At 64.9% G+C, this 22,669-nt stretch carries 25 protein-coding genes; all 25 read right to left on the bottom strand.

Annotated features, from left to right (window positions below; all coding sequences use genetic code 11):
- Positions 1-35: 35 nt before the first annotated feature.
- Complete coding sequence (locus tag BN1313_RS01690) at positions 36-1,775, bottom strand: relaxase/mobilization nuclease domain-containing protein (RefSeq protein ID WP_091742101.1); 1,740 nt, start codon at positions 1,773-1,775, stop codon at positions 36-38.
- A gap of 244 nt (positions 1,776-2,019) precedes the next feature.
- Positions 2,020-2,748 carry a lytic transglycosylase domain-containing protein gene (locus tag BN1313_RS01685; RefSeq protein ID WP_091735722.1) on the bottom strand — a complete coding sequence of 243 codons (729 nt, stop codon included), beginning with the start codon at positions 2,746-2,748 and terminating at the stop codon, positions 2,020-2,022.
- Positions 2,749-2,752: 4 nt separating this feature from the next.
- Entirely contained in the window at positions 2,753-3,100 is a 348-nt protein-coding gene (locus BN1313_RS01680; RefSeq protein ID WP_091735719.1) for a DUF736 domain-containing protein, read from the bottom strand.
- A gap of 67 nt (positions 3,101-3,167) precedes the next feature.
- The gene (locus BN1313_RS01675; RefSeq protein WP_091735716.1) at positions 3,168-3,713 is read right to left on the bottom strand and encodes a S26 family signal peptidase; all 546 of its coding nucleotides are present in this window, start codon (positions 3,711-3,713) and stop codon (positions 3,168-3,170) included.
- Positions 3,710-4,231: a DUF2840 domain-containing protein gene (locus BN1313_RS01670; protein WP_091735713.1), complete on the bottom strand. Its 522-nt coding sequence runs from the start codon at positions 4,229-4,231 to the stop codon at positions 3,710-3,712. Before BN1313_RS01670 ends, BN1313_RS01675 begins: the two co-directional genes overlap by 4 nt.
- A complete protein-coding gene (locus BN1313_RS01665; RefSeq protein WP_091735710.1) occupies positions 4,228-4,479 on the bottom strand; it encodes a ribbon-helix-helix protein in 252 nt (83 codons plus the stop codon). The genes BN1313_RS01670 and BN1313_RS01665 overlap by 4 nt, the downstream gene beginning before the upstream one ends.
- Entirely contained in the window at positions 4,476-5,129 is a 654-nt protein-coding gene (gene parA / locus BN1313_RS01660) for a ParA family partition ATPase (RefSeq protein WP_091735707.1), read from the bottom strand. Before parA ends, BN1313_RS01665 begins: the two co-directional genes overlap by 4 nt.
- The gene (locus BN1313_RS01655; RefSeq protein WP_091735704.1) at positions 5,126-6,262 is read right to left on the bottom strand and encodes a replication initiator protein A; all 1,137 of its coding nucleotides are present in this window, start codon (positions 6,260-6,262) and stop codon (positions 5,126-5,128) included. Before BN1313_RS01655 ends, parA begins: the two co-directional genes overlap by 4 nt.
- 17 nt (positions 6,263-6,279) lie before the next feature.
- Positions 6,280-6,561: a helix-turn-helix transcriptional regulator gene (locus BN1313_RS01650; RefSeq protein ID WP_091735702.1), complete on the bottom strand. Its 282-nt coding sequence runs from the start codon at positions 6,559-6,561 to the stop codon at positions 6,280-6,282.
- Between the two features lie 140 nt (positions 6,562-6,701).
- Positions 6,702-7,070: a DUF2285 domain-containing protein gene (locus tag BN1313_RS17055; protein WP_425414982.1), complete on the bottom strand. Its 369-nt coding sequence runs from the start codon at positions 7,068-7,070 to the stop codon at positions 6,702-6,704.
- A 139-nt stretch (positions 7,071-7,209) separates the two neighbouring features.
- Entirely contained in the window at positions 7,210-7,464 is a 255-nt protein-coding gene (locus BN1313_RS16805; protein WP_091735697.1) for a transcriptional regulator domain-containing protein, read from the bottom strand.
- 110 nt (positions 7,465-7,574) lie between these two features.
- On the bottom strand, positions 7,575-7,847 hold the full coding sequence (locus BN1313_RS01635; RefSeq protein ID WP_091735695.1) for a DNA -binding domain-containing protein: 273 nt from the start codon (positions 7,845-7,847) through the stop codon (positions 7,575-7,577).
- 114 nt (positions 7,848-7,961) lie between these two features.
- The gene (locus BN1313_RS01630) at positions 7,962-8,216 is read right to left on the bottom strand and encodes a helix-turn-helix domain-containing protein (RefSeq protein WP_091735692.1); all 255 of its coding nucleotides are present in this window, start codon (positions 8,214-8,216) and stop codon (positions 7,962-7,964) included.
- A gap of 197 nt (positions 8,217-8,413) precedes the next feature.
- On the bottom strand, positions 8,414-8,740 hold the full coding sequence (locus tag BN1313_RS01625; protein WP_091735690.1) for a DUF736 domain-containing protein: 327 nt from the start codon (positions 8,738-8,740) through the stop codon (positions 8,414-8,416).
- A 577-nt stretch (positions 8,741-9,317) separates the two neighbouring features.
- A complete protein-coding gene (locus tag BN1313_RS01620) occupies positions 9,318-9,758 on the bottom strand; it encodes a hypothetical protein (RefSeq protein WP_091735688.1) in 441 nt (146 codons plus the stop codon).
- Between the two features lie 141 nt (positions 9,759-9,899).
- Positions 9,900-10,067 carry a hypothetical protein gene (locus BN1313_RS16450; protein ID WP_176695860.1) on the bottom strand — a complete coding sequence of 56 codons (168 nt, stop codon included), beginning with the start codon at positions 10,065-10,067 and terminating at the stop codon, positions 9,900-9,902.
- A gap of 272 nt (positions 10,068-10,339) precedes the next feature.
- Positions 10,340-10,762: a type II toxin-antitoxin system VapC family toxin gene (locus tag BN1313_RS01615; protein ID WP_091735685.1), complete on the bottom strand. Its 423-nt coding sequence runs from the start codon at positions 10,760-10,762 to the stop codon at positions 10,340-10,342.
- Positions 10,759-11,013, bottom strand: a complete 255-nt coding sequence (locus BN1313_RS01610) for a FitA-like ribbon-helix-helix domain-containing protein (RefSeq protein ID WP_091735683.1) — start codon at positions 11,011-11,013, stop codon at positions 10,759-10,761. The genes BN1313_RS01615 and BN1313_RS01610 overlap by 4 nt, the downstream gene beginning before the upstream one ends.
- Before the next feature lie 84 nt (positions 11,014-11,097).
- On the bottom strand, positions 11,098-12,024 hold the full coding sequence (locus BN1313_RS01605; protein ID WP_091742098.1) for a DUF2493 domain-containing protein: 927 nt from the start codon (positions 12,022-12,024) through the stop codon (positions 11,098-11,100).
- 312 nt (positions 12,025-12,336) lie between these two features.
- On the bottom strand, positions 12,337-13,377 hold the full coding sequence (locus BN1313_RS01600; RefSeq protein ID WP_091742095.1) for a DUF7146 domain-containing protein: 1,041 nt from the start codon (positions 13,375-13,377) through the stop codon (positions 12,337-12,339).
- Complete coding sequence (locus BN1313_RS01595; RefSeq protein WP_091735681.1) at positions 13,377-17,711, bottom strand: strawberry notch family protein; 4,335 nt, start codon at positions 17,709-17,711, stop codon at positions 13,377-13,379. Before BN1313_RS01595 ends, BN1313_RS01600 begins: the two co-directional genes overlap by 1 nt.
- Positions 17,712-17,856: 145 nt before the next feature.
- Positions 17,857-18,501 (bottom strand): antitoxin of toxin-antitoxin stability system, encoded by a 645-nt coding sequence (locus tag BN1313_RS01590; protein WP_091735678.1) that lies wholly within the window; start codon positions 18,499-18,501, stop codon positions 17,857-17,859.
- Entirely contained in the window at positions 18,494-18,910 is a 417-nt protein-coding gene (locus BN1313_RS01585) for a hypothetical protein (protein WP_091735675.1), read from the bottom strand. Before BN1313_RS01585 ends, BN1313_RS01590 begins: the two co-directional genes overlap by 8 nt.
- Positions 18,911-19,011: 101 nt before the next feature.
- The gene (locus BN1313_RS01580; RefSeq protein ID WP_091735672.1) at positions 19,012-21,153 is read right to left on the bottom strand and encodes a ParB/RepB/Spo0J family partition protein; all 2,142 of its coding nucleotides are present in this window, start codon (positions 21,151-21,153) and stop codon (positions 19,012-19,014) included.
- 233 nt (positions 21,154-21,386) lie between these two features.
- Positions 21,387-22,580: a DUF932 domain-containing protein gene (locus BN1313_RS01575; protein WP_091735669.1), complete on the bottom strand. Its 1,194-nt coding sequence runs from the start codon at positions 22,578-22,580 to the stop codon at positions 21,387-21,389.
- Between the last annotated feature and the right edge of the window lie 89 nt (positions 22,581-22,669).

The raw sequence follows: 22,669 nt of genomic DNA, 5'->3' as shown, positions 1-22,669 counted from the left end.
GCAATTCCTTTTTGGGCAAAGGGTCTTGGAGAAAATCAGAGGCCCAGGCCGCGCTTGCGCCCGAAGCTCCAGTCGATGCCGCCGTCATCGCGGGCGACGCCGGAGACATGACGGCCGAGCTGCTTTTCGAGGGACGGCGTCCACGGCACGAGCTGGAAGCCAAGGCCATCGTCGATCATGGCGAAGCGGCCGGAGGCGAGCGTGATGCGCTGGCGATAGGAGCCGGCGACATATTCGCCGTTGCCCGCGCGGTTGAAGGGTTGGCCAGTCTCGGCAGCGAGCTTCTCGCCGAGCGCGTCCAGTTCTCGGCGGCGCAACGTATCGATCAGGTTGCGGCCAAAAGTGACTCGCTGACCGTGCCGTTCGCCGAAGCCCTGTTCGACCAGATGGGCGGCGCGGGCGCTCATGGCGTGGCGCACCTCGGCGCCGAAGCCGCCTTCCGATAGCGCCACCGGCTCGCGGGAAATATTCTGCCGGTCGAGCCAGGTCGCGCCTGTCGCGGTAATCTGGCGGTCGATGTCAAGATCGGAACGGACAGCGAGCGCGACGCGGCGCTCGCCCTTGGCGTCCTCGAACCTGCGAAGCTCGACGATTGATCCCGTCACGCTGTCGCCGGCGGCGTCGAGATCGCGCAGCCTGACGTGGTGAGTGCGGCCGTCGACGCCATCGATCACAGCGTAGGCCGTGCCCTTCAGCTCATCGTCGAGACCACGATCGACCAGCCGGCCGATGATCGGCGTATCGAGATTTTCGGCGGCGAGGACATAGCCCGCCGAACTTCGCTCGATGCCGCGTTCGGTCAGCGCGCGGTGCATCCGCTTGATGATGTCGCCGCGCTCGCCCATCTCGCGTAGCGTCGGCTCGGCATCATTGGCGATCATCCATTGGCCGGGGCCGACCTGATCGGCGAGGCCGAGCGATTCCAGCTTGCGAAGACGGCCAACCTTCAAGGCATGATATTCGTCGGGCGTGGCGTGGCGGTCGGGCGCTATGTCGATGACGCCGGTGTCGTGTCCGTCGCGCACGAGCTGGCGGTCGAGCTGGGTCCAGCGCTCGGCCTCGACCTGCCGGTCTAGATTGCGGCGGATGTCGAGATCGGTGCGCGGCCCGAGATCCTGCGTGACGAGATCGGCGGCGCGGGCGCGCATTCCCTCCTTGATGTAGTCGCGGGCGATGACGAGATCCTGGCCATCGTCGGTGCGGCCGCGCAGGATGATGTGGACGTGGGGATTGTCGGTGTTCCAGTGATCGACGCCGGCCCAATCGAGCTTCGTGCCAAGATCGCTTTCCATCTGGCTCATCAGTTCGCGGGTGAAGCCACGGAGGTCGGTCATCTCCACGGCGTCCTCCGGCGAGACGATGAAGCGGAAATGATGCCGATCTTCCTCGCAGTGCTCCGCGAAAGCCCGGCCATCCACGTCGTCACTACCCGGCCCGAATAGCAGGGCCTTCTCCCCGTCACGGGTCACGCCCTCGCGGCGCAGATAGTTGAGGTGGGCCTTGAGCGGCGTTGCGCGCTGATGGTGGCGCACTACCCGCGTCTTGATGACGACGATGCGGGAACGGCCTGTCAGGAGGCGATTGGCGCGAACGCTTGCCGTGCGGCCACGGCCGAAGGTCGAGCGGGTTCCAGAGGTGATCCGGCCCGAGCGCGAGATACGCGCGCCAGCCTTCTGTGCGGCGGCGAGCGCCTGTGCGATGAAGGGCCGCGCGGCTTGTTTGCCGGACGAGCGGATGCGGCCTGGGCGGACGCGAAAATCGCTGTCGCCGGTCATGGCCGAGACCCCGCACATCGCGTCAGGCCACGGAAATCATGGAGAAATGCGGGTTTCCGCGAGGTGCGGGGAAAATCCGCACCTCGCGAAATCGCTCCATAACCCCTTGAAACCAAACGACCGCCAACCGCCGCACCTCGCGGCTTTTTATCTCGCCATCCTTCGGTCGTGTTGCCCGTGCTCCCCCTTCGCGCCCCCCATGACACGCTGGAATGCGCTATCGTGCGAACAGGAACCCGCGCGCTCATTGCGCCGTTCCGCCGTTTGCCCGCGCGACGAACAGGCCATTCGACTGCGGCACGATGGCGGAGACATCGCGCACGATGGGCGTCGCCGAAGCATCGCTCGACGGACGCTCGGCCGACACGGACTCGGCAGCCGGTCTGCGATCGGGCTGCCGATCAGAAACGAGCACGAACAATGAGGAGCGGGTCCAGGCCAGTGGATCTACCGACGCGACGACGGTGATGCCGGGATCGCCGACACTGTCGAGATTGGGCGCGACGGTGGCGACATAGGCGCGCGTTTCGGACGGTAGCGGGCGCCCCTTCAGCGACGCCTCGTAGCGGCCCGGTCCGGCGTTGTAGGCGGCAATCCAGCCGGGCGATCCGTAGCGGTCATAAAGCAGCCGGATGTAGGCCGCGCCCGCGATGATGCTGTCGTGCGGATCGTAGGGATCGCTGCCGAGACGATGGCGGATGCGCAGATCACTCCATGTCGCGGGCATGATCTGCATCAGGCCCATCGCGCCTTTGGGCGATAGGGCACGCGCATCGCCGTTGCTTTCGGCGGCAAGGATGGCGCGTATCCATGCGGCGGGAAGTTGGAAACGCTGCGCCGCCTCGGCGATGTAGTCGCCATAGGGATCGCGCGGCGACGGGCGGATGACGCCTGGCGCTTGTGCGAAGGCCGGACCCGAAACCCCGCAAGCGAGCGAGATGCCGGAAAGGAGAAGGAAGGCGGCGCAGCGCATGGCGTCACTCCTTTCCGTCGTGCTTGGGCTGACGGCTCCAGTGCAGCGACCAGGCATTGCCGGTGTCGTCGTCACGGAACAGGTTGGCGCGGATCGGCTGCGGCAGCGCCGGATCGTCGATGACCAGCGCGAGGTATTCGCCCGCGCGCTCGCCGGTGCGCCTCCAGGCCGCGCCGATCTCTGCGCCCGGCTCGCCGGTCTCACCGTCGACGATGTGGACGCGATACTGCGGCGTGTTGTCGGTTTCCGATGGTTCGGCCGTGACGATGAGCACGTCCTGGGCCATCATCAATGTCGTCAGATGTCCGACGAAGCCTGCTTCATCGCGAGTGAATGTGCCGATCTGTGGCATGGCGGTTCCTTGGCGGTGGCGTTGAAGGAATCATCGGCGAGCACCGCTCCCGCCGATGGGGAAGCGGTCAGCGCGTGGCGGCGCGCCAGATGAAGCGGCCATCGCCGGCTTCGTCTGTGTAGAGGGGCGTTGCCTTGCCGATGAGGTCACGTGCGGGAAGCGGGCCGAAATAGCGACCGTCGAGGCTGTCGGGCACGGATGGGTTCATCAGGAAGATCTCGCCGTTCGCGATGCGACGGCAGCCCTGCCAGACGGGCAGCGGACGGCCGCGCCTGTCATGGTCGAGCGCGTCGCCGAAGGGCACCGCATCGACCGTCACGGCGCTGCCGGTGCGGCAGACTTCCTGCCCCGGCAGCGCCGCGATGTGCTTCAGCAGCGGCACGCCGCGCCCGACATAGCCGCGCCCGACCATGAAGTCGGCGAGCGGCATGTCGGGCATGACCGCGACCAGATCGCCAACCTGGAGAGGACTTGGACGTTCCAGATCATAGAAGCCGATGGGCACGCTGGCCGAAGCGTTCCAGAGCAGCTTTACCGGCAGGGAAACGCAGGAACCGATGGCAATGGCCATCAACGAAAAATACGTCACCATGACATAGCCGAAGCGGGTCATCCTTCGACCCTCCGCCGCTTGAGCCATGCCTGATGACGTTCCATCGTGTAGGCGCGCGGCTCCTGGCCGGCGCTCAGACGGTGATGAACGTGGCGCCAGTGATCGGGACAAACCTCGCAGGCGTCGATGTCTGCGGCTTCCACCGCGTCGACGTGACGGAACACCTGTTCAACGTTGGGCCAGCCTTCGATCTTCAGCAGGATTTCGCCGCCGGGGCTCACAAAGGGCAGCGTCTGATAGGACTCGCCCGGTATCACCGCGCGCACGATGTCCATGCGCGAGATGATCGTGCCGAAGTCGTTGGCCGCCCAACGAACGAAGGCGAAGACGCTGCCGGGGAGATATGAAAAGACACGACGGCGGCGGTCGAGCACATGCTCGCGCGCTTCGCGGCCGAACCTGATCCAGTTCTCGATGCGCTTCTCCACCCAGGTCAGTTCGACATGGGTGAGATTGTCGGACGCTTGCGTGATCGGCACGGCCGCGCCGCGCACGCGGAGGGCCGCGTTGCCGGTCATGACGGGTCTCCAGAGGTTGCGGGAAATTCGCGCGCGAGGAGATCGCGCAGCATGTCGGCGACGGTGACGCCGCGCTTGAACGCGGCGATCTTGATCCGGCCGCGCAGGTCCGGCGTCACGTCGATGGTCAGCCGCGCGGTGAAACCAGCGGCCTCGCCATTACGCGGCGGAGCGTCAGCCGCCTTGATCCAGTGTTCGGGATCGGCGGGCCGGGCGGCGAAGCCGCGGCGGATCGGGCGCTGGCTCATAGCGCGGCCCTCCCGATGCCCAGGTGTTCGATTTCGTCGGCCAGCGCCGCGATTTCGCGTGCGGCGGGCGTTTCGCCATCCAGTTCGGACACCAGTCGGCCAGATTGCGCCGCTGCCGCAAAGGCGATGCGCTGTCCGATGGTGGCGGCGAGCACCGGCGGGTCATGGTCAGCCAGGTTCTCGGCCGTCTCGCGGGCCAGCACGGTGCGCGCGGCGCAACGGTTGAGCACGAAGCGCGCAACGAGATCGGGTCGATAGATGCGCGCTTCGGCGACGAGCGCCAGCATTTCGGCTGAGGCCCAGCCATCGAGCGGTGATGGCTGGACGGGGATCAGCACGAGGTCGGCGGCAAGAAGCGCCGAGCGCATCAGCGCGGCGACACGCGGCGGCCCGTCGATGACGACGTGATCGGCATCACGGGCAAGCTCGGGGGCTTCCCGGTGCAGCGTATCGCGCGCCAGGCCGACGACGCCGAACAGGCGCGTCAGGCCTTCGCGGCTGCGCTGCTGCGACCAGTCGAGCGCCGAAGCTTGCGGGTCCGCGTCGATCAGCGTGACCCGCTTTCCCTTACCGGCCCATTCGCCAGCAAGATTCAGCGCCAGCGTCGTCTTGCCGACGCCGCCCTTCTGGTTGAGGAACGCCACGATCATGGCCTGCCTCCCGAGCGACTGGCGAAGGGAAGCTGAGGGACGTCGGACGCGGCTTGCGGGGAGCGGTTTCGGCGCGCTTTCGCGGTCGAACCGAGGGCGTCGGCGGCCTCCCGAATGAGGTTCTTCACCTCGCGCGCGCGCGCTAAAGAGTTAGATTCTTTGTTAGACTCTAAGTTAAGGGCAGGATTTTTCGTTTTGGCATATGGGGTTACACCCCGTTTGGGTTCCTGCTGGCACGATAGGGCGGTTCCCGATAGCACGGGCCTGGGGGTTCCCGATGGCACGAGGCCATCCACAGGTTTTCCACAGGGCGGAAAAGGCTCGAAGGCAAGCAGCGTTCGGCCACCGATCTCGACCTCCAGAAACAGCCTGTAGCCAGGCAAAGGCTGGCGACGGATGATGTCGCGCAGCTCGAAGGCGAAGCGCTTGAACGGGGACAGCGCGCCGGATTTCTGGTGCAGATGGCGAAAGTCGAAGCGCCAGCCCTTGCGCTGGCTACCACCATGCTTGCGCACGATGCGGTAGAGCCAGCGTTCGAGGCCGCCCGCGAGATTGAAATAGGCGCGGTCGATGGTGAGGATGAGCGCGTCATCGAGCACCGCCTGGTAGAACCAGTCGGGCAGGATCATCTCGATGCCGTCCGGCCTGCCGTTGCGGTCGGTGCGCTCCTTCCACTCGTTGATCCACGAGAAGCGGTGACGACGACCCTCGGCGGGCTGGCGGATCGATGTGCAGACGGTCGTGGACTGAAGCCGGTCCAGCGCCGCCTTCAGGCGCTGATAGTCGCGCAAAGACGTGCCGCGACCGATGAAGCGCAGGATTTCGTAGGGAGTGGCTGCCATCAGACGCGAGGTGCGAAGGCCCGCGTCACGAGCCTCGACGATCTGGCTCGCGGCCCAGATCAGGATGTCGGCATCCCAGATCGTCGCCATGCCGTGATCGGGCACGGACTCGACGCGGATCGTCACTGCGCCGCCGATGAAATCGATCGGCGCGACGCGATGGGATTTGGAGAGGGAGAAAAACGGATAGGCCATGAGATCCTGCGCATCTCGAACGGCGAACTCACCCGGCAGCGCCCGGAACAGGTCGAGTTGTCCGCGCTCTGAGGAAGAATGTTGCCGCGTCGCCATTGGTGACCCGCCCGCGATCAGCGTGCGAAGCGGCCGGACAGCGCCGCTACCGCAAGGGGCTGGCGTTTGGCGGGCAAGACCATGCCACGCGGATCGGAGGTGGAGGTGACCGCGCCGCGCTCGGCCCAGGCTTGCAGGTCATCGACGGCGTAAACGACGCGGCCACCGAGTTTCTTGTAAGCTGGCCCCGTCCCGTAGGTGCGGTGCTTTTCGAGCGTGCGAGCCGATAGGCTGAGGAAATCGGCGGCTTCCTTGGTGCGCAGAAAGCGCGGCGGCAAAACGGCGAGATCGGGGCGCATGGGTCGGCCTTTCGTGGGTTGCTTGCGGCTGCCGATGATTGGCGGCGGGCAATGGCCACGATGGCGAAGCACAAGATGCGAGTTGCAGGGCGAAGTTGGGGGGTATCAAAATCGCCCACCAGCGGGGTGATGCGGAATGATCAGGGGCGTCGGTGATGTCCGAGCAAACCGCGGTAGCCGCCCGCAATCATAGCGCGGGCGTCGCGCAGCATTGATTTGATTGCATGACGGGCGCTGGAAGCCTGCCATTCATCGCGATCCAAACGGCCTGTGCGGAAAAGTGTCTGCGCGATGTCCTGCTGGGTGGCGCCATCGCGAACGCCATCGAAAGCGCGCAGCATGCGTCGCATGCGCACCCGTTGCTGCTGAGTTATGCGGGTGTCCGGCGGCACGGCGCGGCCGTGAATGGCGGCGAGCAGGCGATAAACAGCGTCGAGCCTGCTGAACCCCTCGCGGTTGAGCGGCACTACGGCGGCAATGGGCTCAGCGCCGATGGCGAGAATTTGCATCTGCGCGCCATCGCGGAGCGCAACCATGGCATGGGCGCCCTGTCCATCGATCTTCTCGCTCGTGCGTTCGAGCCTATCGGGCTGATCGCCGGGATGAACGAGGACGGCCGGCGCGGTGGTCAGGACGACGACGCTGGTGTCATCCTGAGGCAGCCAGTAGACGGGTTCGATCTGGGGTTCGATCTCTGGATTTGCCGGGAAATCGCAACCTCCAGCGCTGACGGATTTCCGCCGTGAGCGCGGCCTGGTCCGCGCCGGGCGCGGCATAGGCCTCGAAATCCTGATCATAGGCTTCGTTGCGGCGCAGCCATTCCCATGCGAGCCCGGACGCTGTCAGCTTCTCGACATGATCATAGCGCGCCGACGAGCGCCAAAGGGACGCATCTGGCAACATTGCTATCCTCCCCATATCAATCGATTGCGGGAGAAGTAGGATTCCCGGATGGGTTGATCAATGGAAGCCGGAATCTCGGCAACGGGTGATGCCGCCGTGGCATCACGGCGTTACCCGGATTTGCCTCCGCTGAGCAATTGGCGGTAGCCCTGCTCGGTCATCCACCGGGCGCGCGCCAGATGCGCGTCATGAATTTTGCGGCAACGCACTGGCTCGCGCTCAGGATCGAGGCCAAAGAGGATCTGCACGGCTTCGCGCCAATCGGCCTGGTCGCGTTCGGCATCGAGCAGCCGCAAATAGAGCGTCATGTGCTCACGATCATAGGGCGTGAGCATCGAGCCTTGCGGCGGTTCCTCCAGAAATGTCGGTGCAGTATGACCCATCACCACTGACCTTATTCCTTCCCGCCAATCCTGTTAACCAAATCTGGCGCTGTCATTGATCCATGACAGGCCAGCCCGGAAATACAGAGAAGGAAGCGTCGGTGAACGCAGCCGCTAAAGCCTCGCCGGCCGATCGTTCGGCTCATGGAGTCGCAGAACACCTTCGCCCTTTTCCGTGGACAAGAGGACGACGCCAGCTGCTTCCAACGCCCTGCGTATCTGATCGCGCGTGGTCTCGTACACATCGAGCCCACTTTCGGACTCAAGGCGCTTGAGCGCGGTCAGCGATACTCTGGCCCTGTCAGCGAGCGTCTCCTGTGTCCATCCCAGCAACGCGCGTGCGGCCCGCGATTGTCGAGCGGTGATCATGCATGATCACCTCCCACCGGCACAAACGCGCACGCCAGAACTACGACTATATTAGTCGTCCTTGGACGCAATGCCACCGAAAATCTATCCGGCGTCTCCCTTTGCGACCGTGATCGGGTGGCGCTGCGGGTCGAACTGATTCGGTCGCCGGACGATGAAGGCCCCGGCCGTTGTGGCCGGGGCCTTGCTCCGGGGCCTCAGTCGCCCCGGCGTCCGTTGGGGCGGGACCAGATGAGCGAGAAGCCCTCGCCATCCTCGTCGTCGAAGAGGTTAGCGTAGATGGGGGCGTTGAAACTCGGATCGTCGAGCTTGAGGCCCAGATAGTCGCGGCCCTCATTGGAGCGCTTGGACCAGGCGGCGCCGATCTCGGCGCGGCCAACCAACACGCGGTAGCTGGGGGCGTTTTCGCCGGTGGAGCGCAGGTCGGGGACGATGCGCACGCCCTTGGCCAGGACGCTGAGGGTGACGATGTCGCCGGTGAACTCGTTCGAGCCGGTCTTCTTGAAGGTGCCGATGGTCGCCATGACTAAATCTCCGTTTTTCGTGTTCGAGCCCGCACCATGCGGCCTCGATGGCGATCGACGGGCCGGAGGCGACCGACGGCGCATCGCTTGCGACCGAAGCAAAGCGGAGGACGGCGCAGGCGCGGCTTTCTTGCCTCGCGAGGAATGGGTGAAACCCAGGGGAAGAAAGTCGTGACGCGCCGTTGCGGCATAGGCGGTCGAGGCTTCAGCCGTCCTTCGGTCAGATCAGCCCATTGAAGAGGCCGTTTGGAGCGCTCGCTCACAGATTGGGAACGGAGACAATGGCGGCCCTCCTAAACCAAAAAAGACGTGTGCCGATGAACCGCCGACTTGGTTGTCCCTCCCTCCCGGCTGGCCTGCGTATGCTTCGCCACCGCATTCTTCACCACCGGAACGCCCGCTACCGTGTGCTGCCCGGCCCAGTGACAGGTCATTCAGCCGCAGTGTCAGACGCTCTGCCGGGGACGCCGATCGGGATTCTGCTCGATCCGCCTTCATCGCCCCTTCGCCATCCCGTTGACGATGAGACTGACGCAGACATCGCCCTGTCTCCACCCGCCGACGGAGATCACGAACGTCAGGCCCGAGCAAGCCTCTGGCCCGGAGGGACGGCGGCCGCCATCGCCGCCACGCGCATGAAGGCCGTGGCGCCGACCGCAACAGCGCCGATGATCGAGAACACGATCTGCCAGGGTTCGGAGGGCATGGTGTGTTTCACGATGCCATGAGTGGCGTGATAGCCGGCAAGTGCAGCGGGCGCGACGAAGGCGAGCGCGATCAGCATCCGCGCCCATAGCGGTTGCACGACGATCAGAAGGAATTGCCCGATGCCGAGGGTGAGCGCCGCGCAGACGAGTCCGACGATGATGGCTCCGAGCCAGCCTGCGCCAGTGTGACAGGCCCATAGGCCCGCACTGACGCCGGCAAAGAACGGTAGCGCGAAGACGGCGAGCGTGAAGAGCAGCCAGCAGAAGAAGCCGATGGCTGCGAATGACAGAAGAATGCCGAGGATGATCATGGTGGTTCCTTCCGAGAGAATGCTCTGACGGTCGCGCCACCACCACCACCACGGCGCAACGACGAGCATAGCAAAAGATGAAGTGCGACGGGAGTGGAAAACGGCAAGGTTTCCAGCCCGCGCGCGATGATCTTCGCCCCGTCACGAGGCGAAGGGATCGATTTCGACGACAACCGCAGACGGCTCGCCGTCGTATTCGTTGGCGGGAGAAACCGACAACGTGCCGTCGCCGGCGCGGAAAATGACGATGACGGCCATCAGCGTGGTGGCGAGGCTGAAAGCGAAGGCGTGAGCGTCGTTGAGGGACATCGATCCGGCTCCTGTTTCGAGCGGAGGATCATCCCCCGCTGACAGGCGCCCGATGTGTTCGGCCGAGGGCCGCAATCACCGTGAAGGCGAAGCCGCAGCGGCGGCACGCGCATGCGTAGTCCGACCCTTTACGGGTTGATGGCGTCAGGCCCTGGGCTGGACCAAGGATCAGCGTCTTGAAGTGGGGGTGGTCGTCCGGTCAGGAGCCGACATGCTCGATTGTCACGACGGTCATTTCCGTCAGCCTATCCGATCCAACCCGAGGCAGTTCGTCAGCGCCCGGCTTTCCAGGGATCGATGACTTCGACGCCCGCAGCATCGAATGCGCTGGTGTCGCGCGTGGCGACGACGAACCCCTTGGAGGCCGCGATCGCCGCGATGTAGCCGTCGGGTGTCGGAAAACCCTTCCCGGCGGCGCGGGCTTTGACGGCGAGGTCGGCGTAGTGTCGTGCGGCATCGATGTCGAACGGCAGGACGCGATCAGCGAACAACTCCATCACGCCGTCCAGAGCGCTGGCGAGCTTGTCCTTACGTTTGCCCTTGGGAAGCGCGCCAATGCCGAACATCAACTCGGCGATGGTGACACTCGATAGGTAGAGCGTTTCCGCCGCTTGCTCGTCGAGCCATCCTCGCACGGCATCGTCGGGGACGGGTTTCATCGCCTCCGACACGACATTGGTGTCGAGGAGGATCATTCGAAGCTCATCGGCTTGGCCGGGGCCTGGTCGCGAGCCTGTTCGAGGGCTGCGACGTCCTCATTGGTCAGGCCGAGCTTGCGGCTGCGTTCCGCGAGCGCGCTGCCGAGCCGGAGGCGCGTGTCGGGACGGACAGCCGTTTCGAGGATGTCGCGCATTTCGGCCTCGGCGCTGCGGCCGTGCTGCGCCGCCCGCACCTTGAGGGCGCGGTGCGTCGCGTCAGGCAGGTTTCGGATCGTCACTGCGGGCATGATAGCGCCTCCATCAAATCTGATATCGATGATGGCATAATACGGAAAATGCCATCATTTTTCAAGAGGGCAGTTCGGCGGCGCTTACGCGCCGCCTTTATCGAACCGATAGACCGGGATGCCCATCTTGCGGGCCTTGTCGCCGAGATTGTCCTGGATGCCGGTGCCGGGGAAGATGATGACGCCGATCGGCATGACGGCCAGCATCTGGTCGTTGCGTTTGAAGGGCGCGGCCTTGGCGTGTTTTGTCCAATCCGGCTTGAAGGCGATCTGCGGCACCTTGCGGGTATCGGCCCAACGCGCTGCGATCTTCTCGGCGCCTTTGGGCGAACCGCCGTGCATCAGCACCATGTCGCGGTGCTTGGCGTGGATCTGGTCGAGCTTGGCCCAGATCAGTTTGTGGTCGGTGCTGTCGCCGCCGGAGAAGGCGATCTTCGGTCCTGCCGGTAGCATGATTTCGGTCTCGGCGCGGCGCTTGGCGGCGATGAAGTCGCGGCTGTCGATCATCGCGGCGGTCATGTTGCGGTGGTTGACCTTCGAGCCGCTGCGCGGTTTCCAGCTCGATCCGGTCTGGCGTTCAAAGTGGTCGCCGGCCTGGTCGCGCATCAGCTCGAAAGCGTCGCGGCGTTCGATCAAGGTCTGGCCTTCGGCGAGGAGGCGCTCCAGTTCGACGGATTTGACCTCGCTGCCATCCTGTTCGCGCTGAAGGCGGCGCTGCCCCTGCTCATTGTCGTCTAGTTCGCGTTCGATCCGCTCAGTGGCGCGGTGAAAGAGGTTGACGGTCGACCAGAGGAGATCGTCGAGGTCGGGTTCGAGGCGCGTGTCCTCCATCGTCGAGACCAGGGCGTCGAAGATGTCGGCGATGGCGCCGGCGACGCGGTCGCCCTCGGGGAGTGGCCGGGGATCGGGTTCGTCCTCGAAGGGACGGTAGCCGTAGAGCTGAAGCTCCTGCAAAACGTGATCGGTCGGGGAAGAATCGTGGTGAGGCTCAAAGTCGTCATGCCCGCTCATGGGATGCTCCGTCGTTTGGACCGCGACCATCGCGGCCTTCTGGCGACGAAAGCCCACGGGCGGCGTGGCCCTGCACCCGGAGCAAGGCGCAGGGCCGAAGCGCAGCGGAGGATGGCGAAGACCGGCTATTTTGCTTCGCGATGGAAAGCGGCCCAGAGGGACGCGCCGGAAAATAGCCGGACGCAGCCATTGCCGGGACGGGTCGTTCGTGGGCCGATCGCCCTCTCGAAGGCCGTGGTGCGGTCCTTTTTCGACGGATGAACGCATCTGGGCATGATGATGAGCGGTGCTCACCGCCTTTCCCGTTGTCGGCTATGTCGCCCGAGCCATGAAGCGGGCGACGTCCTGCGGAGCGAGCTGGACCCGGACAATCGCCCGGAGCGCGTCGATGCCGAGCTGCCGGAGATCCTCGTTGAAGTCCCCGAACGTCGGCGAGAGCGCTATCGCCTCGATCCCGGCCGCATTCGCCCGTTCGATCAGGCTGTCCCGCGCGCCGTCACCGGCCGGATCGTTGTCGCGGACGATGTAGAGCCGCCGCAGCGCGTCTGGGAACAGGATGGCGGCGAGATGTGGCGCCGACAATGCGGCTGCCGTCGCCATGCCCGGAATGATCTCACGCACCGACAGGACGCTTTCGATGCCTTCGCCTGCCGCCATCACGTCGCCAGGGGTGCCGAAGCGGACCGCGTGCCCGAGCAGGTCGCCCATCGCCTTGCGCTGTATGTCGATCGGCGCCTTGTCGGAGCCGTCTGGCGCGAGCCAGGTGCGGTGTGCGCCGGTGATCTTGCTATTCAGATCGGTGACGGCGGCAATCAACGCCGGCCATTTCTCGGTCGGGCTGTGCTCATCAGGCCGATAATAGCAGCGGGGATGAAAGCGGAGATTTCCGGTTCCGTGCAAAGACATGATGCCGCGTCTGCGCAAATACGTTTCCGCGATCGTGCCACCGATCGGCTGCGACATGGCGAACAGCCGCCGCGCCGCTTCTGAAGAGCCGAGTTGCGCCGGTGTGCTGGCGTGCTTCTTTGGCGGCGGCTCAGGTTCGGGATGCGGCAAGCTGAGAAAGCGCCGAGCTTCTTCGGCCACATCTTTGAAGTCGACGAGGCCGAGAGATTCGCGGATTACGTCGAGCAGATCGCCATGCTCACCCGTCGCGGCGTCGGTGAACTTGCCGGCCTGGCCTTTGGGCGTATCCCTCAGCCGCACGAACATCGAGCGGCCGGGCGTGTTGCGCACGTCGCCGACCTGCCAGTAATTGCCCTGGCGACGGCCGGCGTCGAGATAATGACGGCACACCGCCTCGGCCTGTCGGCCGAGACGCTGCGCCAGATCGAAAGCGTCGAGACGCGCCATCATGCCGCCTCCCGATCCGAGATGCGCGTCAACGCATAGGTGTCGAGCAGCTTGCCGAGGACGGTGGGACCGGCGGCGTCGATGGGGACGAAGAAGCGCAATTTCCACGAGATGATCTCGGTAAAGAGGCCATAGGCGCGCAGCCGCTCGCGCATTGCTTCGGTGAAACCGGAGAGTTCGATGCGGTTGGCGCCCATGACGCGGACGCGGCGAAGCTGGAGACCCTCGGTGAGATCGAGAATGGTCCGCCCGTCGATCAGCGCGGCATAGGCGTCTTCGGCAGACAGCTTCGCCGTGCCGGTGGTCGATGCTGCATTCGCCGCCCATGCCGGCGACACACGCCGCCCGATGATGCGCTCGCCGTCATCGGTCTGGAGCCGATAGACCCGCGTCGACTCGTTCGGCAGGCGCTTCCAGACCGGCAGGAGCAAGCCAGCGACGATGTGCAGCGTGCTTTCCGTAAAGGCCGGCACGTCATCCAGTTCACTGCTCCAGGCCAGTGCGAAGGTCTGGCGGTCGGCGTCCTCCCAATGGCTGTCCGCCATCATCTGGAACGAGGCGTGATGGTGCTCCATCGGCCGGATCAACCGTACTCGGCGTTCGATCTCGCCATCGTCGAGCATCAGCGAGGGTGCTGCAACCTGCACGGCGGCGCGGCCCGATTTGGCGTTCACCAGCAGCTTGCCCTGACCATCGGCGAGCCAGGCCAGCGCATCGTCGAGCATCATCGGGCGGTTGCGGCGCTGCTCGGCGACGGTCAGCAGCCGCGTCTCTGCGCCGGTCGCCGAATGAGTGTAGATCGTCTTGCGCTCGGTGACTTTGAGGCTCTCCGCCGTCAGCGTTTCCAGCCCGACGTCATAGACGCCGCTGGCGATGGCACCCTGCACCTTGGCGTCGAGCAACTGCTCGAAGGCGGTGAACAGGATGCCCTGAAGTTCGATGGTCAGCGCTAGCAAGCGGTTGAGGAAGGTTGTGATCGGCGGCAACTCGTCCTTGATGCCGTTCGTGTCCATCAGCTTGAGGCCGGTAGCGTTCTCGAAGCGGGTGAGCGAGCAGCCGTCGATCTTGCCACGCACGATCAGCAGATAGAGCTGCCGCAAGGCGGCGCGAGCATAGGGGCTTTCGAGATTGTCCTCGGGCCGGAATAGTCCTTGCCCGCCGGTCTGGCGTTGCCCTCGCGTGATGGCGCCGAGCGTGTCGAGCCGCCGGGCGATGGTCGAGAGGAAGCGTTTCTCGGCCTTCACATCGGTGGCGATCGGTCGGAATAGCGGCGGCTGCGCCTGATTGGTGCGGTTGGTCCGGCCAAGGCCTTGAATGGCGGCATCGGCTTTCCAGCCCGGTTCGAGCAGGTAGTGGATACGCAGGCGCTGGTTCTTCACCGACAGGTCCGCATGATAGCTGCGGCCGGTGCCACCGGCGTCGGAGAAGACGAGGATGCGCTTTGCGTCATCCATGAAGGCGGCGGTCTCGGCGAGGTTTGCGGAGGGCGCGCGGTTCTCGACAGCTAGGCGGTCGCCGCTGCCTCCCGCGCCGAGCTTGCGCACGATACGACGCGATCGGCCCGTGACCTCGGCCACCATATCCGTGCCGAAGCGCTGCACGATCTGGTCGAGCGCGCCGGGGACCGGCGGCAAGGACGCGAGCCGTTCGATCAGTTCATCACGGCGGGCGACAGCTTCGCGGCTTTCGACCGGCTGACCATCGCGGAAGACCGGCCGCGACGACAGGTTGCCCTCGCTGTCGGTGAAGGGCTCATAGAGCTGCACCGGGAAGGAATGGGCGAGGTAGTCAAGCACGTATTCGCGCGGCGTGATGTCGACGCGGATGTCGTTCCACTCTTCGGTGGGGATGTCGGCGAGCCGCCGTTCCATCAGCGCTTCGCCGGTGGAAACGATCTGCACCACGGCGGCGTGGCCGTCCGCCAGATCACGGTCGATCGAGCGGATCAGCGTCGGCGTCTTCATGCTGGTGAGCAGATGGCCGAAGAAGCGCTGCTTGGTCGACTCGAAGGCTGAACGCGCGGCGGACTTGGCCTGACGGTTCAGCGTCCCGTCGCTGCCGGTAATGTTGGCGGCTTCCATCGCCGCGTCGAGATGGTTGTGAATGATCGAGAACGCCCCCGCATAGGCGTCGTAGATGCGGCGCTGTTCATCGGTTAACGCGTGCTCGACCAGCTCGTATTCCACGCCGTCATAGGAGAGCGAGCGCGAGGTATAGAGGCCGAGGGAGCGCAAATCGCGCGCCAGCACCTCCATCGCCGCGACGCCGCCATCCTCGATCGCTTCGACGAACTCGGCGCGGGTGGCGAAGGGGAAATCCTCGCCGCCCCACAAGCCTAGCCGCTGGGCATAGGCGAGATTGTGGACGCTCGTTGCGCCGGTCGCCGAGACATAGACAATGCGGGCGTCGGGTAGCGCATGTTGCAGGCGCAGACCGGCGCGCCCCTGTTGCGACGGAGCGACGTCACCGCGGTCGCTCTTGCCGCCACCGGCATTCTGCATGGCATGGCTTTCGTCGAAAATGATCACCCCGTTGAAATCGGAGCCTAACCAATCAACGATTTGCCGGACCCGCGAAACCTTCTCTCCACGCTCGTCGGAGCGCAGCGTGGCGTAGGTTGCAAATAGGACGCCTTCCGACAGTGTGATCGGCTTGCCCTGGGCGAAGCGCGACAGTGGCGTCACCAGCAGGCGCTCCATGCCGAGCGCCGACCAGTCCCGCTGCGCATCCTCGATCAGCTTGTCGGATTTACTGATCCAGATCGCCTTGCGGCGGCCCTGCATCCAGTTGTCGAGGATGATCCCGGCTGACTGGCGGCCCTTTCCCGCGCCGGTGCCATCGCCGAGCATGAAGCCGCGCCGGAAGCGGACGGCGTTCGCCGCGTCGGTAGGCGCTGCGCTCACGTTGTCAAAAGTCTCGTCGACCGTCCACGATCCGGCGAGAAGATCGCCATGCGCTTCGCCGGCGTAGATGACGGTCTCCAACTGGGCGTCGGAAAGCAGCGCGGTGATGTTCGCTGGCAGCATTGGCCGATAGCTGGGCTTGGGCGGCGAGACGCTCGCCATCGCCGCCGATTGCACCAGCTTGGTCGGATGGGCCTGAGAGCCGGGAATACGGATCGACTGCAATCCGTATTCCTCATAGATCGCCTCGGTCAGGTGTGCGCCCTCAGGCGGCGTCCAGTCCACGATGTCATAGGCCAGCGGGATGCCTTCGGGATCGATGCTGGCAGGGGCATCGGGGCGAGTGGTTGTCGGGCGCGTGAGATAGCCGCTCACGGTCTTCAGTGGCGCCGAGATCGGCACGGATATTGCGGGCAGCGTGACCGGCAACCGGGGCGGCACATGCGTGCCGATCCAGTCGAGCAGCGTAGCGGCGTCGGGCGCCATGCCCGGCGAGGCCGGGAACAGTGTCGGATCGTCGGCGGGCAGCTTGTCTATGACAGTCAGCCGCGTTGGAAAGGTCGTGCCGTGTTTGGCATAGACCGCGCCGGCAATCGCGGCGCTGAACACGACGCGGCTGCACGCCTGCAAGCGGACGAAGGCCTCGCGCCAGTCGGGCATATCAGGGCCGACGTTCGCGCCGGTGATGGCGACGAGACGCCCGCCGGGCGCGAGCCGGTTCAGCGCTGAAGCGATGTGGCGAAAGCCTGCGTCAGCCGAGCGCCCCGCAACATGCGCCAGTGCCGAGAAGGGCGGGTTCATCAACGCCACGGAGGGCACGGCGGTGGCGTCCAGATAATCGTCGATCTGCGCGGCGTCGAAACGGGTGACGGGGGTTGCCGGAAAGAGCGATGCCAGCAATTCGACACGGGTCTCGGCCAGTTCATTGAGGATCAGCGCGCCGCTTTCCGTTGCCGCGAGGATGGCGAGCAGGCCGGTGCCTGCCGACGGCTCCAGCACACGGTCAGCCGGCGTGATCGCCGCCGCTGTCAGTGCCGCAAGCCCCAATGGCAGCGGCGTCGAAAATTGCTGGAATGCCTCGCTTTCCTCGGATCGGCGCGTGTGCGTCGGCAACAGAGCCGCGATCTTCGCCAGCACGGAAAGACGTGTAGCGGGAGAGGCGGCTTTGCGGAAAAGTGCTTTTCCGTATTTGTGCAGGAACAGGACGGTCGCGACCTCGCACGCCTCGTAGGCTGCTTTCCAGTCCCAGGCGCCGGCGGCGTCGGACGCGCCGAACGCGGTTTCCATGGCGCGGCGCAGGATAGCGGCGTCGATCTGATTGCCACGTTCGAGATGGGTGAGCAGCACATTGGCGGCGGCGAGAATGGCTGCCGACGGGGCGAGCGGAAGCGGCGCGGCCGATGCGGCGGTAACGGAAGACAGAATGTTCATGGGTGAAACCTCGAAAGAGCGTGACGGGACGAGCCCGCGCGGCGCTCTCTCTCGACCGCCCGGACTCAATCCCGTCCCGGCGGACCTCTTCCTCTCAAGGGCCTGGCATGAAAAAAGCGCCCAACCTTGAGGCGGGCGCTTTCGTTCAGCCGAAACGGCGGCCAGCGTCTGTGAAGGTGTAGGCTTTCGCGGCTATGGTCTCATCGACGCATTCATCGGAGATTTGATATTCATAGTCGCGTTCGAGCTGCCGGTAGAGCCATCGGGCCAGTTCGCGCAGGGCTTCAGCGACAATGTTGTCAGCATCACGCGTCATGTCCTGCATGGTGGGGCTGTCGCGCTCGACCGCTATTTCCATGCAATATTCGTGGGTATAGCGCCCACGGTGGCGAATATCGGCGCGAAGCTGGTAGAAATTTCGTCGCTGAATGGCCTGCAAGGCATCCGCGATCTCGTGCAGATCCGTGTCCATCGGCGCGTATTGCCTGATCTTCGCGGCGGCGTGACGCCCGTGAGCGTATTGGCCCTCGAAGCAGGCGCCATCGCCCTGACTCCAGAATCCACGAAAATAGATACATGGCTCCGAACGTGATCCCCCGCCCATGAGGCGGACGGCATTGGTTCGCAACGTCACGCCGAGGATGGCGCAGATGCTTTCAAAATCGACATAGACGGCGTCGTGCCAGTCGTGGTCGAAGGCGCCGTCACGATACCAGGCGCGCGCCTTGTCCTTGGCGTCGCCCGATAATTCCTCAAGCCGATAGACGGTGGTCTCGATGATCTCAGGCATCGCCGTCACCTCCGTCGAGAACCGAAGCCAGCCAGCCATCGGTATAGATCCAGCCAACGGTCTCGCCGGTGGCGAGGTCGAGCACATGCGCGCCGCCGCCAAAACCATCGAGCCGCGGTTTCGAGCAGCTGTTGGCGTATTGAAATCCCCATAGGCCGCTCAAATGAAATGCAGTGGCGCAGCGTTTGACGAACTGGATGACGCGCTCGGGATCGCCAGCGCCATCGTCGCGCATCCACAGATTCGTGCCGCCGTGCTCCGGCTGGATCGACAGCAGGAACCCTTCGGAAGGTGGGTCTTCTGATGCACCTTCTGCGGAAAGAGCGTTGTAGAGGTCGAGCGCAAGAGCGGCTTTCTCGGGTGCGCCGACATCGAGCAGGCACGAGAAGTGAGTGAAATAGTCGGCCATATCAGGCTCCTGAAACAAAAATGCCCGGCGCGAGGCCGGGCAACTACGGGAATGTTGGTGAGATTGGCGGGGAGCGTCGCGCCACTCCCCGCCGGGATCGCTCACTCGGCGGCGATCATGCTTTCCTCGTCCTCCTCAGTGTCGGCGTGATCTTCCTCGTCGTCCTCTTCGGTAAGGAAAGCGGGAAGCGCTTCATCGCCGCCGGCCTGATCGGCAGGTGCGGCGGCGCTGTCGCCATCGGCACCGGCCAGGCGCAGCGGCTCGGGCAACCAGCCGGTGTCGGCCAGCAGACGTTCGGCCTCCTTGGCCATGTCGCCCTTCTTCATGTGGTCGATGAGCTGCGCGGCCCGCTCGCCGGCGGCCTCGCGGACGGCCTCCACGATGCGGGTCTTGGTGACGCGGCCGAGATAATTGCCGACCGTCGGCCGCCATCCGACTTGCGCCATGTCGAGGCCCGTCGCCCGCGCCAGTCGGTCGGCCTGTGCGAGGCGGACCTTCAGCCCGTGCTCGCTGACACCGGAGCCGCTATATGGATTGGGCCGTTCGTAGAGCGCGTTGATGCCATAGCTGACGCAATGGGCGAGCAACTCCATGCGATTGTCGTCGTCGAGCACGACGAGCCAATCCCACAGCGCCTCGTCATCGGCCGGAACATGGTCGCCCCAGCGATCATGCCGGTCGGTGACGGATTTTGCCGAAGGGCTGTCCTTCAACTCCTCGGCCTGTGCGGCGAAGTGAACCTCCCGGACATTGGCTTCCAGCGCGCCCGTCGCCGGGCGGTGCAGGAAGGTGTCCGAGACCAGCTTGTGCAGCAGCGCGGTCATGGCGATATGCGGGTGGTCCGCCACGGCGTCGCGCAGGGCGAGCGTGCGATGCGCCGTCAGTTCAGTGACGAGGCGCTCGGGCAGCGGCTTGATGCCATCCTCCTCGTCTTCCTCCGCCGCTGCCGGGGCAGGCTGGCCGCCGATGGTGATGGCGGTACGCTGGATGGCAGGCGCTTTCCCGGTCTCATGATCGCCGCCCTCCTGGACATCGTCACCTTCCAGCTCGGCGGGTCGTTCGTCCTCCGGGCGGACATAGCCGCGATCGACGACCAGCTTGCCGTTGGCGTCGAGGGTTGCGAAGACGCCGGCAATGGCGATCTCGGCGGGATCGTAGTGGACGGGCCGATTGTCGAGTTCCTCCATCGCCGCCTCGATCTCGCCAAGGCGTTGATCGATCTCGTCCGGCAGCTCGTTGGCATCTTCATATTCAGCGACCAAGCGATCAAATTCCACCTGCAAGGCGTCGCGCGTTGCCTGTTCCGCCTCGCTCATATCGAGCGGCGTCCCGGCAATCTCCCGCATTCCGTGGGTGACACCGTAGGGAATGCTCAGCGCGGCCTCGACCCATTTCCAGCCCTCAGTAGCGATCTCGTCGGCGATGACTTTGAGCTTCTCGGCAACCAGGCGATCGAGCAGGCCGACATCCTGAAGCCATCCGCCGTCGTCGGACTGGAAGAGGTCGCGCAGCATCATGCCGCCGGCCGCCTCGTAGGCGTCGATGCCGACGAACACGGCGCGCTTGTCGGACGCGCGCACGGTGGTTTCGGTCAGCATCCGCCGGATCTGCCACGGCTCCTTCTGCCAACCGGCGCTGATCGCTTTCCAGACCTGTTCCTGCCGGGCGTGATCGGCTGAGACGGTGAAGGCCATCAGCATTTCGAGTGTCATGCCGTCCTCGGCATAGATCTCGAGCAGCGTAGGCGAGACCGACGCCAGGCGCAGGCGCTGTTTCACCACGTTGACGCCGACGAAGAAGGCGGCGGCGATGGCTTCCTCGGTCATGCCTTTGTCGCGCATGGCTTGAAACGCCCGGAACTGGTCGAGCGGATGCAGCGGCGCGCGCTCGATGTTCTCGATCAGCGAGATTTCGTCGATCAGGATGCCGCTGGCCGCATCGCCGACGACGCATGGGACGGGCGTGGTTTTGGCGAGGCGCTTCTGCTTGGCGAGCAGTTCGAGCGCGCGATAGCGCCGACCGCCGGCCGGCACCTCGAACATGCCAGTTTCTACACCCTCTGCGTCGAGGACGGGGCGGACATGCAGGGACTGGATGAGGCCGCGCCGGGCGATGGACTCGGCCAGCTCGTCGATCGACACGCCGGATTTGACGCGCCGGACATTGGCCTGGCTGAGCAACAGCTTGTTGAAAGGAATGTCGCGCGACGACGACAGGGTGATCTTCTGGATAGCAGACGCCATGGTCTTTACTCCGCGACGGGCAGCCGGGAGACTCTCTCTCGACCTCCAACCCGTCATGAAGCGAAGCGCCGCCCTCTTCCTCTGAAGGGGCAGCGCCACGAACACGTTGATCAGGAAGGGAGAATGGAGCGCCGCTTCCCAATCAGCGGGCTTTTGACTCCCAATCAGCCGGACTCGGCGACCGAGGGTGAAAGCCGGAAATACGGGAAGCCGCATCTCCGGCTTTGATGAGATCAGGCAGCGCGATCGAGCAGCTTCTTCGCCTTGGCTTCCATGTCGAGGCGGGCATCCTGATGCGGCTTGTCGCGCGCGACCGCCGTTATGCCCTGCACGAAGTCGAAGATGCTCTCGGGCGGGCGACCTTCCTCGACCAGCACTGCGTCGATGATTTTGCTGGTCTCGGCCTTGGAGAAGCCGCGCTTGCGCAGGAAGTCGCTGCGATCCTCATCGGTCTTCGCCACGATCCGTTCACGCGCCGCCTTGATGCCGTTGATGAAGGGCGCGGGCGACGAGTTGGCGAAATTCAGCAGCGCCGGTTCGGCTTCGTGGGCGAAACGCGAGGCCGCATATTTGCTGTGGCGGATGCTGATCTCCTCGAAATCCTCAACGCCCCAGAGGTTTCGATTCTGGCACACGGCGCGCAGGTAGAAGCTCGCCATGCCGAGCGTCTTGGCGCCGACCTCCGAGTTCCAGGCATAGAAGCCCCGGAAGAACAGGTCGGGCGAGCCGTCCGGCAGGCGACCGGCCTCGATCGGGTTCAGATCGTCGACGAGAAACACGAACACGTCGCGATCGCTGGCGTAGAGCGTCGTCGTGTCCTTCGAGATGTCGACGCGGGGATTGTAGATGCCGGTCGACCAGTCGAGCACGCCCGGCACCTTCCAGCGCGTGTCTCCCGTGCCGTTGCCGGCGATGCGTTGCACCGCTTCGACCAGCTCGTGATCGTAGATGCGGCCATAGTCCGGTCCAGTGACGGCGCGTAGCTCGACACGGCCACCCTCGGTTTCCAGCGTTTTGATCTGTTCGGCGCGGTTCGAGGTCAGGCCGTATTGCAGATTGATGCCGGCAAGGGCCGCCGGAAGATTGCGCAGATAGGCAGCGGGAGCGCCGACCTGGCTCGCCAACTGGCCGAAGCTCCAGTGTGTGGGAGCCACAGGCGCCTCCGCGCCGGGAAGGACCAGCGACAGCCGTTCGGGATCGGTACGGCTCGCCTCGACATGGATCAGCGCGGTTTCCACGACACGGGTCCGGCTGCGCTCTGACCGATCGCGCACCGAGCGGGCCAGTTCCCCGAGCGACAGGAAGCGCTCATCATCAGGCCGCGAGAACCACTCCGACGAAACCCGGCCGACCCGCTCGCCGCGTGTGACATCCACCTTGTAGCCGCCGCTGAGATCGCGGCGCGCATCGAGAACCTGCATGTTCATGGGAAAACTCCATGACGGGCGCCGAAAGCCTCTCTCTCGGCACTCCACCCGTCACGGAAATCCCTTCCGCCCTCTCACTCTAAAGGGGG

Origin of the sequence: Phenylobacterium immobile (ATCC 35973) (genome assembly GCF_001375595.1) — a bacterium.
GTDB lineage: Bacteria > Pseudomonadota > Alphaproteobacteria > Caulobacterales > Caulobacteraceae > Phenylobacterium > Phenylobacterium immobile.
The sequence above is the reverse complement of the archived record's forward strand: the minus strand, read 5'-3'. Positions and strand labels throughout refer to the sequence as shown.

Coding starts and splice junctions, on each gene's coding strand:
- BN1313_RS01650 (WP_091735702.1), bottom strand. CDS start 6,561: ATGCGCCCCGATCTCGCCGTTTTGCCGCCGCGCTTTCTGCGCACCAAG.
- BN1313_RS17055 (WP_425414982.1), bottom strand. CDS start 7,070: ATGCAAATTCTCGCCATCGGCGCTGAGCCCATTGCCGCCGTAGTGCCG.
- parA (WP_091735707.1), bottom strand. CDS start 5,129: ATGATCGTGGCGTTCCTCAACCAGAAGGGCGGCGTCGGCAAGACGACG.
- BN1313_RS16450 (WP_176695860.1), bottom strand. CDS start 10,067: ATGTCCCTCAACGACGCTCACGCCTTCGCTTTCAGCCTCGCCACCACG.
- BN1313_RS01590 (WP_091735678.1), bottom strand. CDS start 18,501: ATGCCTGAGATCATCGAGACCACCGTCTATCGGCTTGAGGAATTATCG.
- BN1313_RS01575 (WP_091735669.1), bottom strand. CDS start 22,580: ATGAACATGCAGGTTCTCGATGCGCGCCGCGATCTCAGCGGCGGCTAC.
- BN1313_RS01615 (WP_091735685.1), bottom strand. CDS start 10,762: ATGATCCTCCTCGACACCAATGTCGTGTCGGAGGCGATGAAACCCGTC.
- BN1313_RS01595 (WP_091735681.1), bottom strand. CDS start 17,711: ATGAACATTCTGTCTTCCGTTACCGCCGCATCGGCCGCGCCGCTTCCG.
- BN1313_RS01690 (WP_091742101.1), bottom strand. CDS start 1,775: ATGACCGGCGACAGCGATTTTCGCGTCCGCCCAGGCCGCATCCGCTCG.
- BN1313_RS01675 (WP_091735716.1), bottom strand. CDS start 3,713: ATGACCCGCTTCGGCTATGTCATGGTGACGTATTTTTCGTTGATGGCC.
- BN1313_RS01630 (WP_091735692.1), bottom strand. CDS start 8,216: ATGATCACCGCTCGACAATCGCGGGCCGCACGCGCGTTGCTGGGATGG.
- BN1313_RS01655 (WP_091735704.1), bottom strand. CDS start 6,262: ATGGCGACGCGGCAACATTCTTCCTCAGAGCGCGGACAACTCGACCTG.
- BN1313_RS01625 (WP_091735690.1), bottom strand. CDS start 8,740: ATGGCGACCATCGGCACCTTCAAGAAGACCGGCTCGAACGAGTTCACC.
- BN1313_RS01665 (WP_091735710.1), bottom strand. CDS start 4,479: ATGAGCCAGCGCCCGATCCGCCGCGGCTTCGCCGCCCGGCCCGCCGAT.
- BN1313_RS01605 (WP_091742098.1), bottom strand. CDS start 12,024: ATGAGCGGGCATGACGACTTTGAGCCTCACCACGATTCTTCCCCGACC.
- BN1313_RS01620 (WP_091735688.1), bottom strand. CDS start 9,758: ATGATCATCCTCGGCATTCTTCTGTCATTCGCAGCCATCGGCTTCTTC.
- BN1313_RS01600 (WP_091742095.1), bottom strand. CDS start 13,377: ATGGCGCGTCTCGACGCTTTCGATCTGGCGCAGCGTCTCGGCCGACAG.
- BN1313_RS16805 (WP_091735697.1), bottom strand. CDS start 7,464: ATGTTGCCAGATGCGTCCCTTTGGCGCTCGTCGGCGCGCTATGATCAT.
- BN1313_RS01685 (WP_091735722.1), bottom strand. CDS start 2,748: ATGCGCTGCGCCGCCTTCCTTCTCCTTTCCGGCATCTCGCTCGCTTGC.
- BN1313_RS01585 (WP_091735675.1), bottom strand. CDS start 18,910: ATGGCCGACTATTTCACTCACTTCTCGTGCCTGCTCGATGTCGGCGCA.
- BN1313_RS01635 (WP_091735695.1), bottom strand. CDS start 7,847: ATGGGTCATACTGCACCGACATTTCTGGAGGAACCGCCGCAAGGCTCG.
- BN1313_RS01680 (WP_091735719.1), bottom strand. CDS start 3,100: ATGCCACAGATCGGCACATTCACTCGCGATGAAGCAGGCTTCGTCGGA.
- BN1313_RS01670 (WP_091735713.1), bottom strand. CDS start 4,231: ATGACCGGCAACGCGGCCCTCCGCGTGCGCGGCGCGGCCGTGCCGATC.
- BN1313_RS01580 (WP_091735672.1), bottom strand. CDS start 21,153: ATGGCGTCTGCTATCCAGAAGATCACCCTGTCGTCGTCGCGCGACATT.
- BN1313_RS01610 (WP_091735683.1), bottom strand. CDS start 11,013: ATGCCCGCAGTGACGATCCGAAACCTGCCTGACGCGACGCACCGCGCC.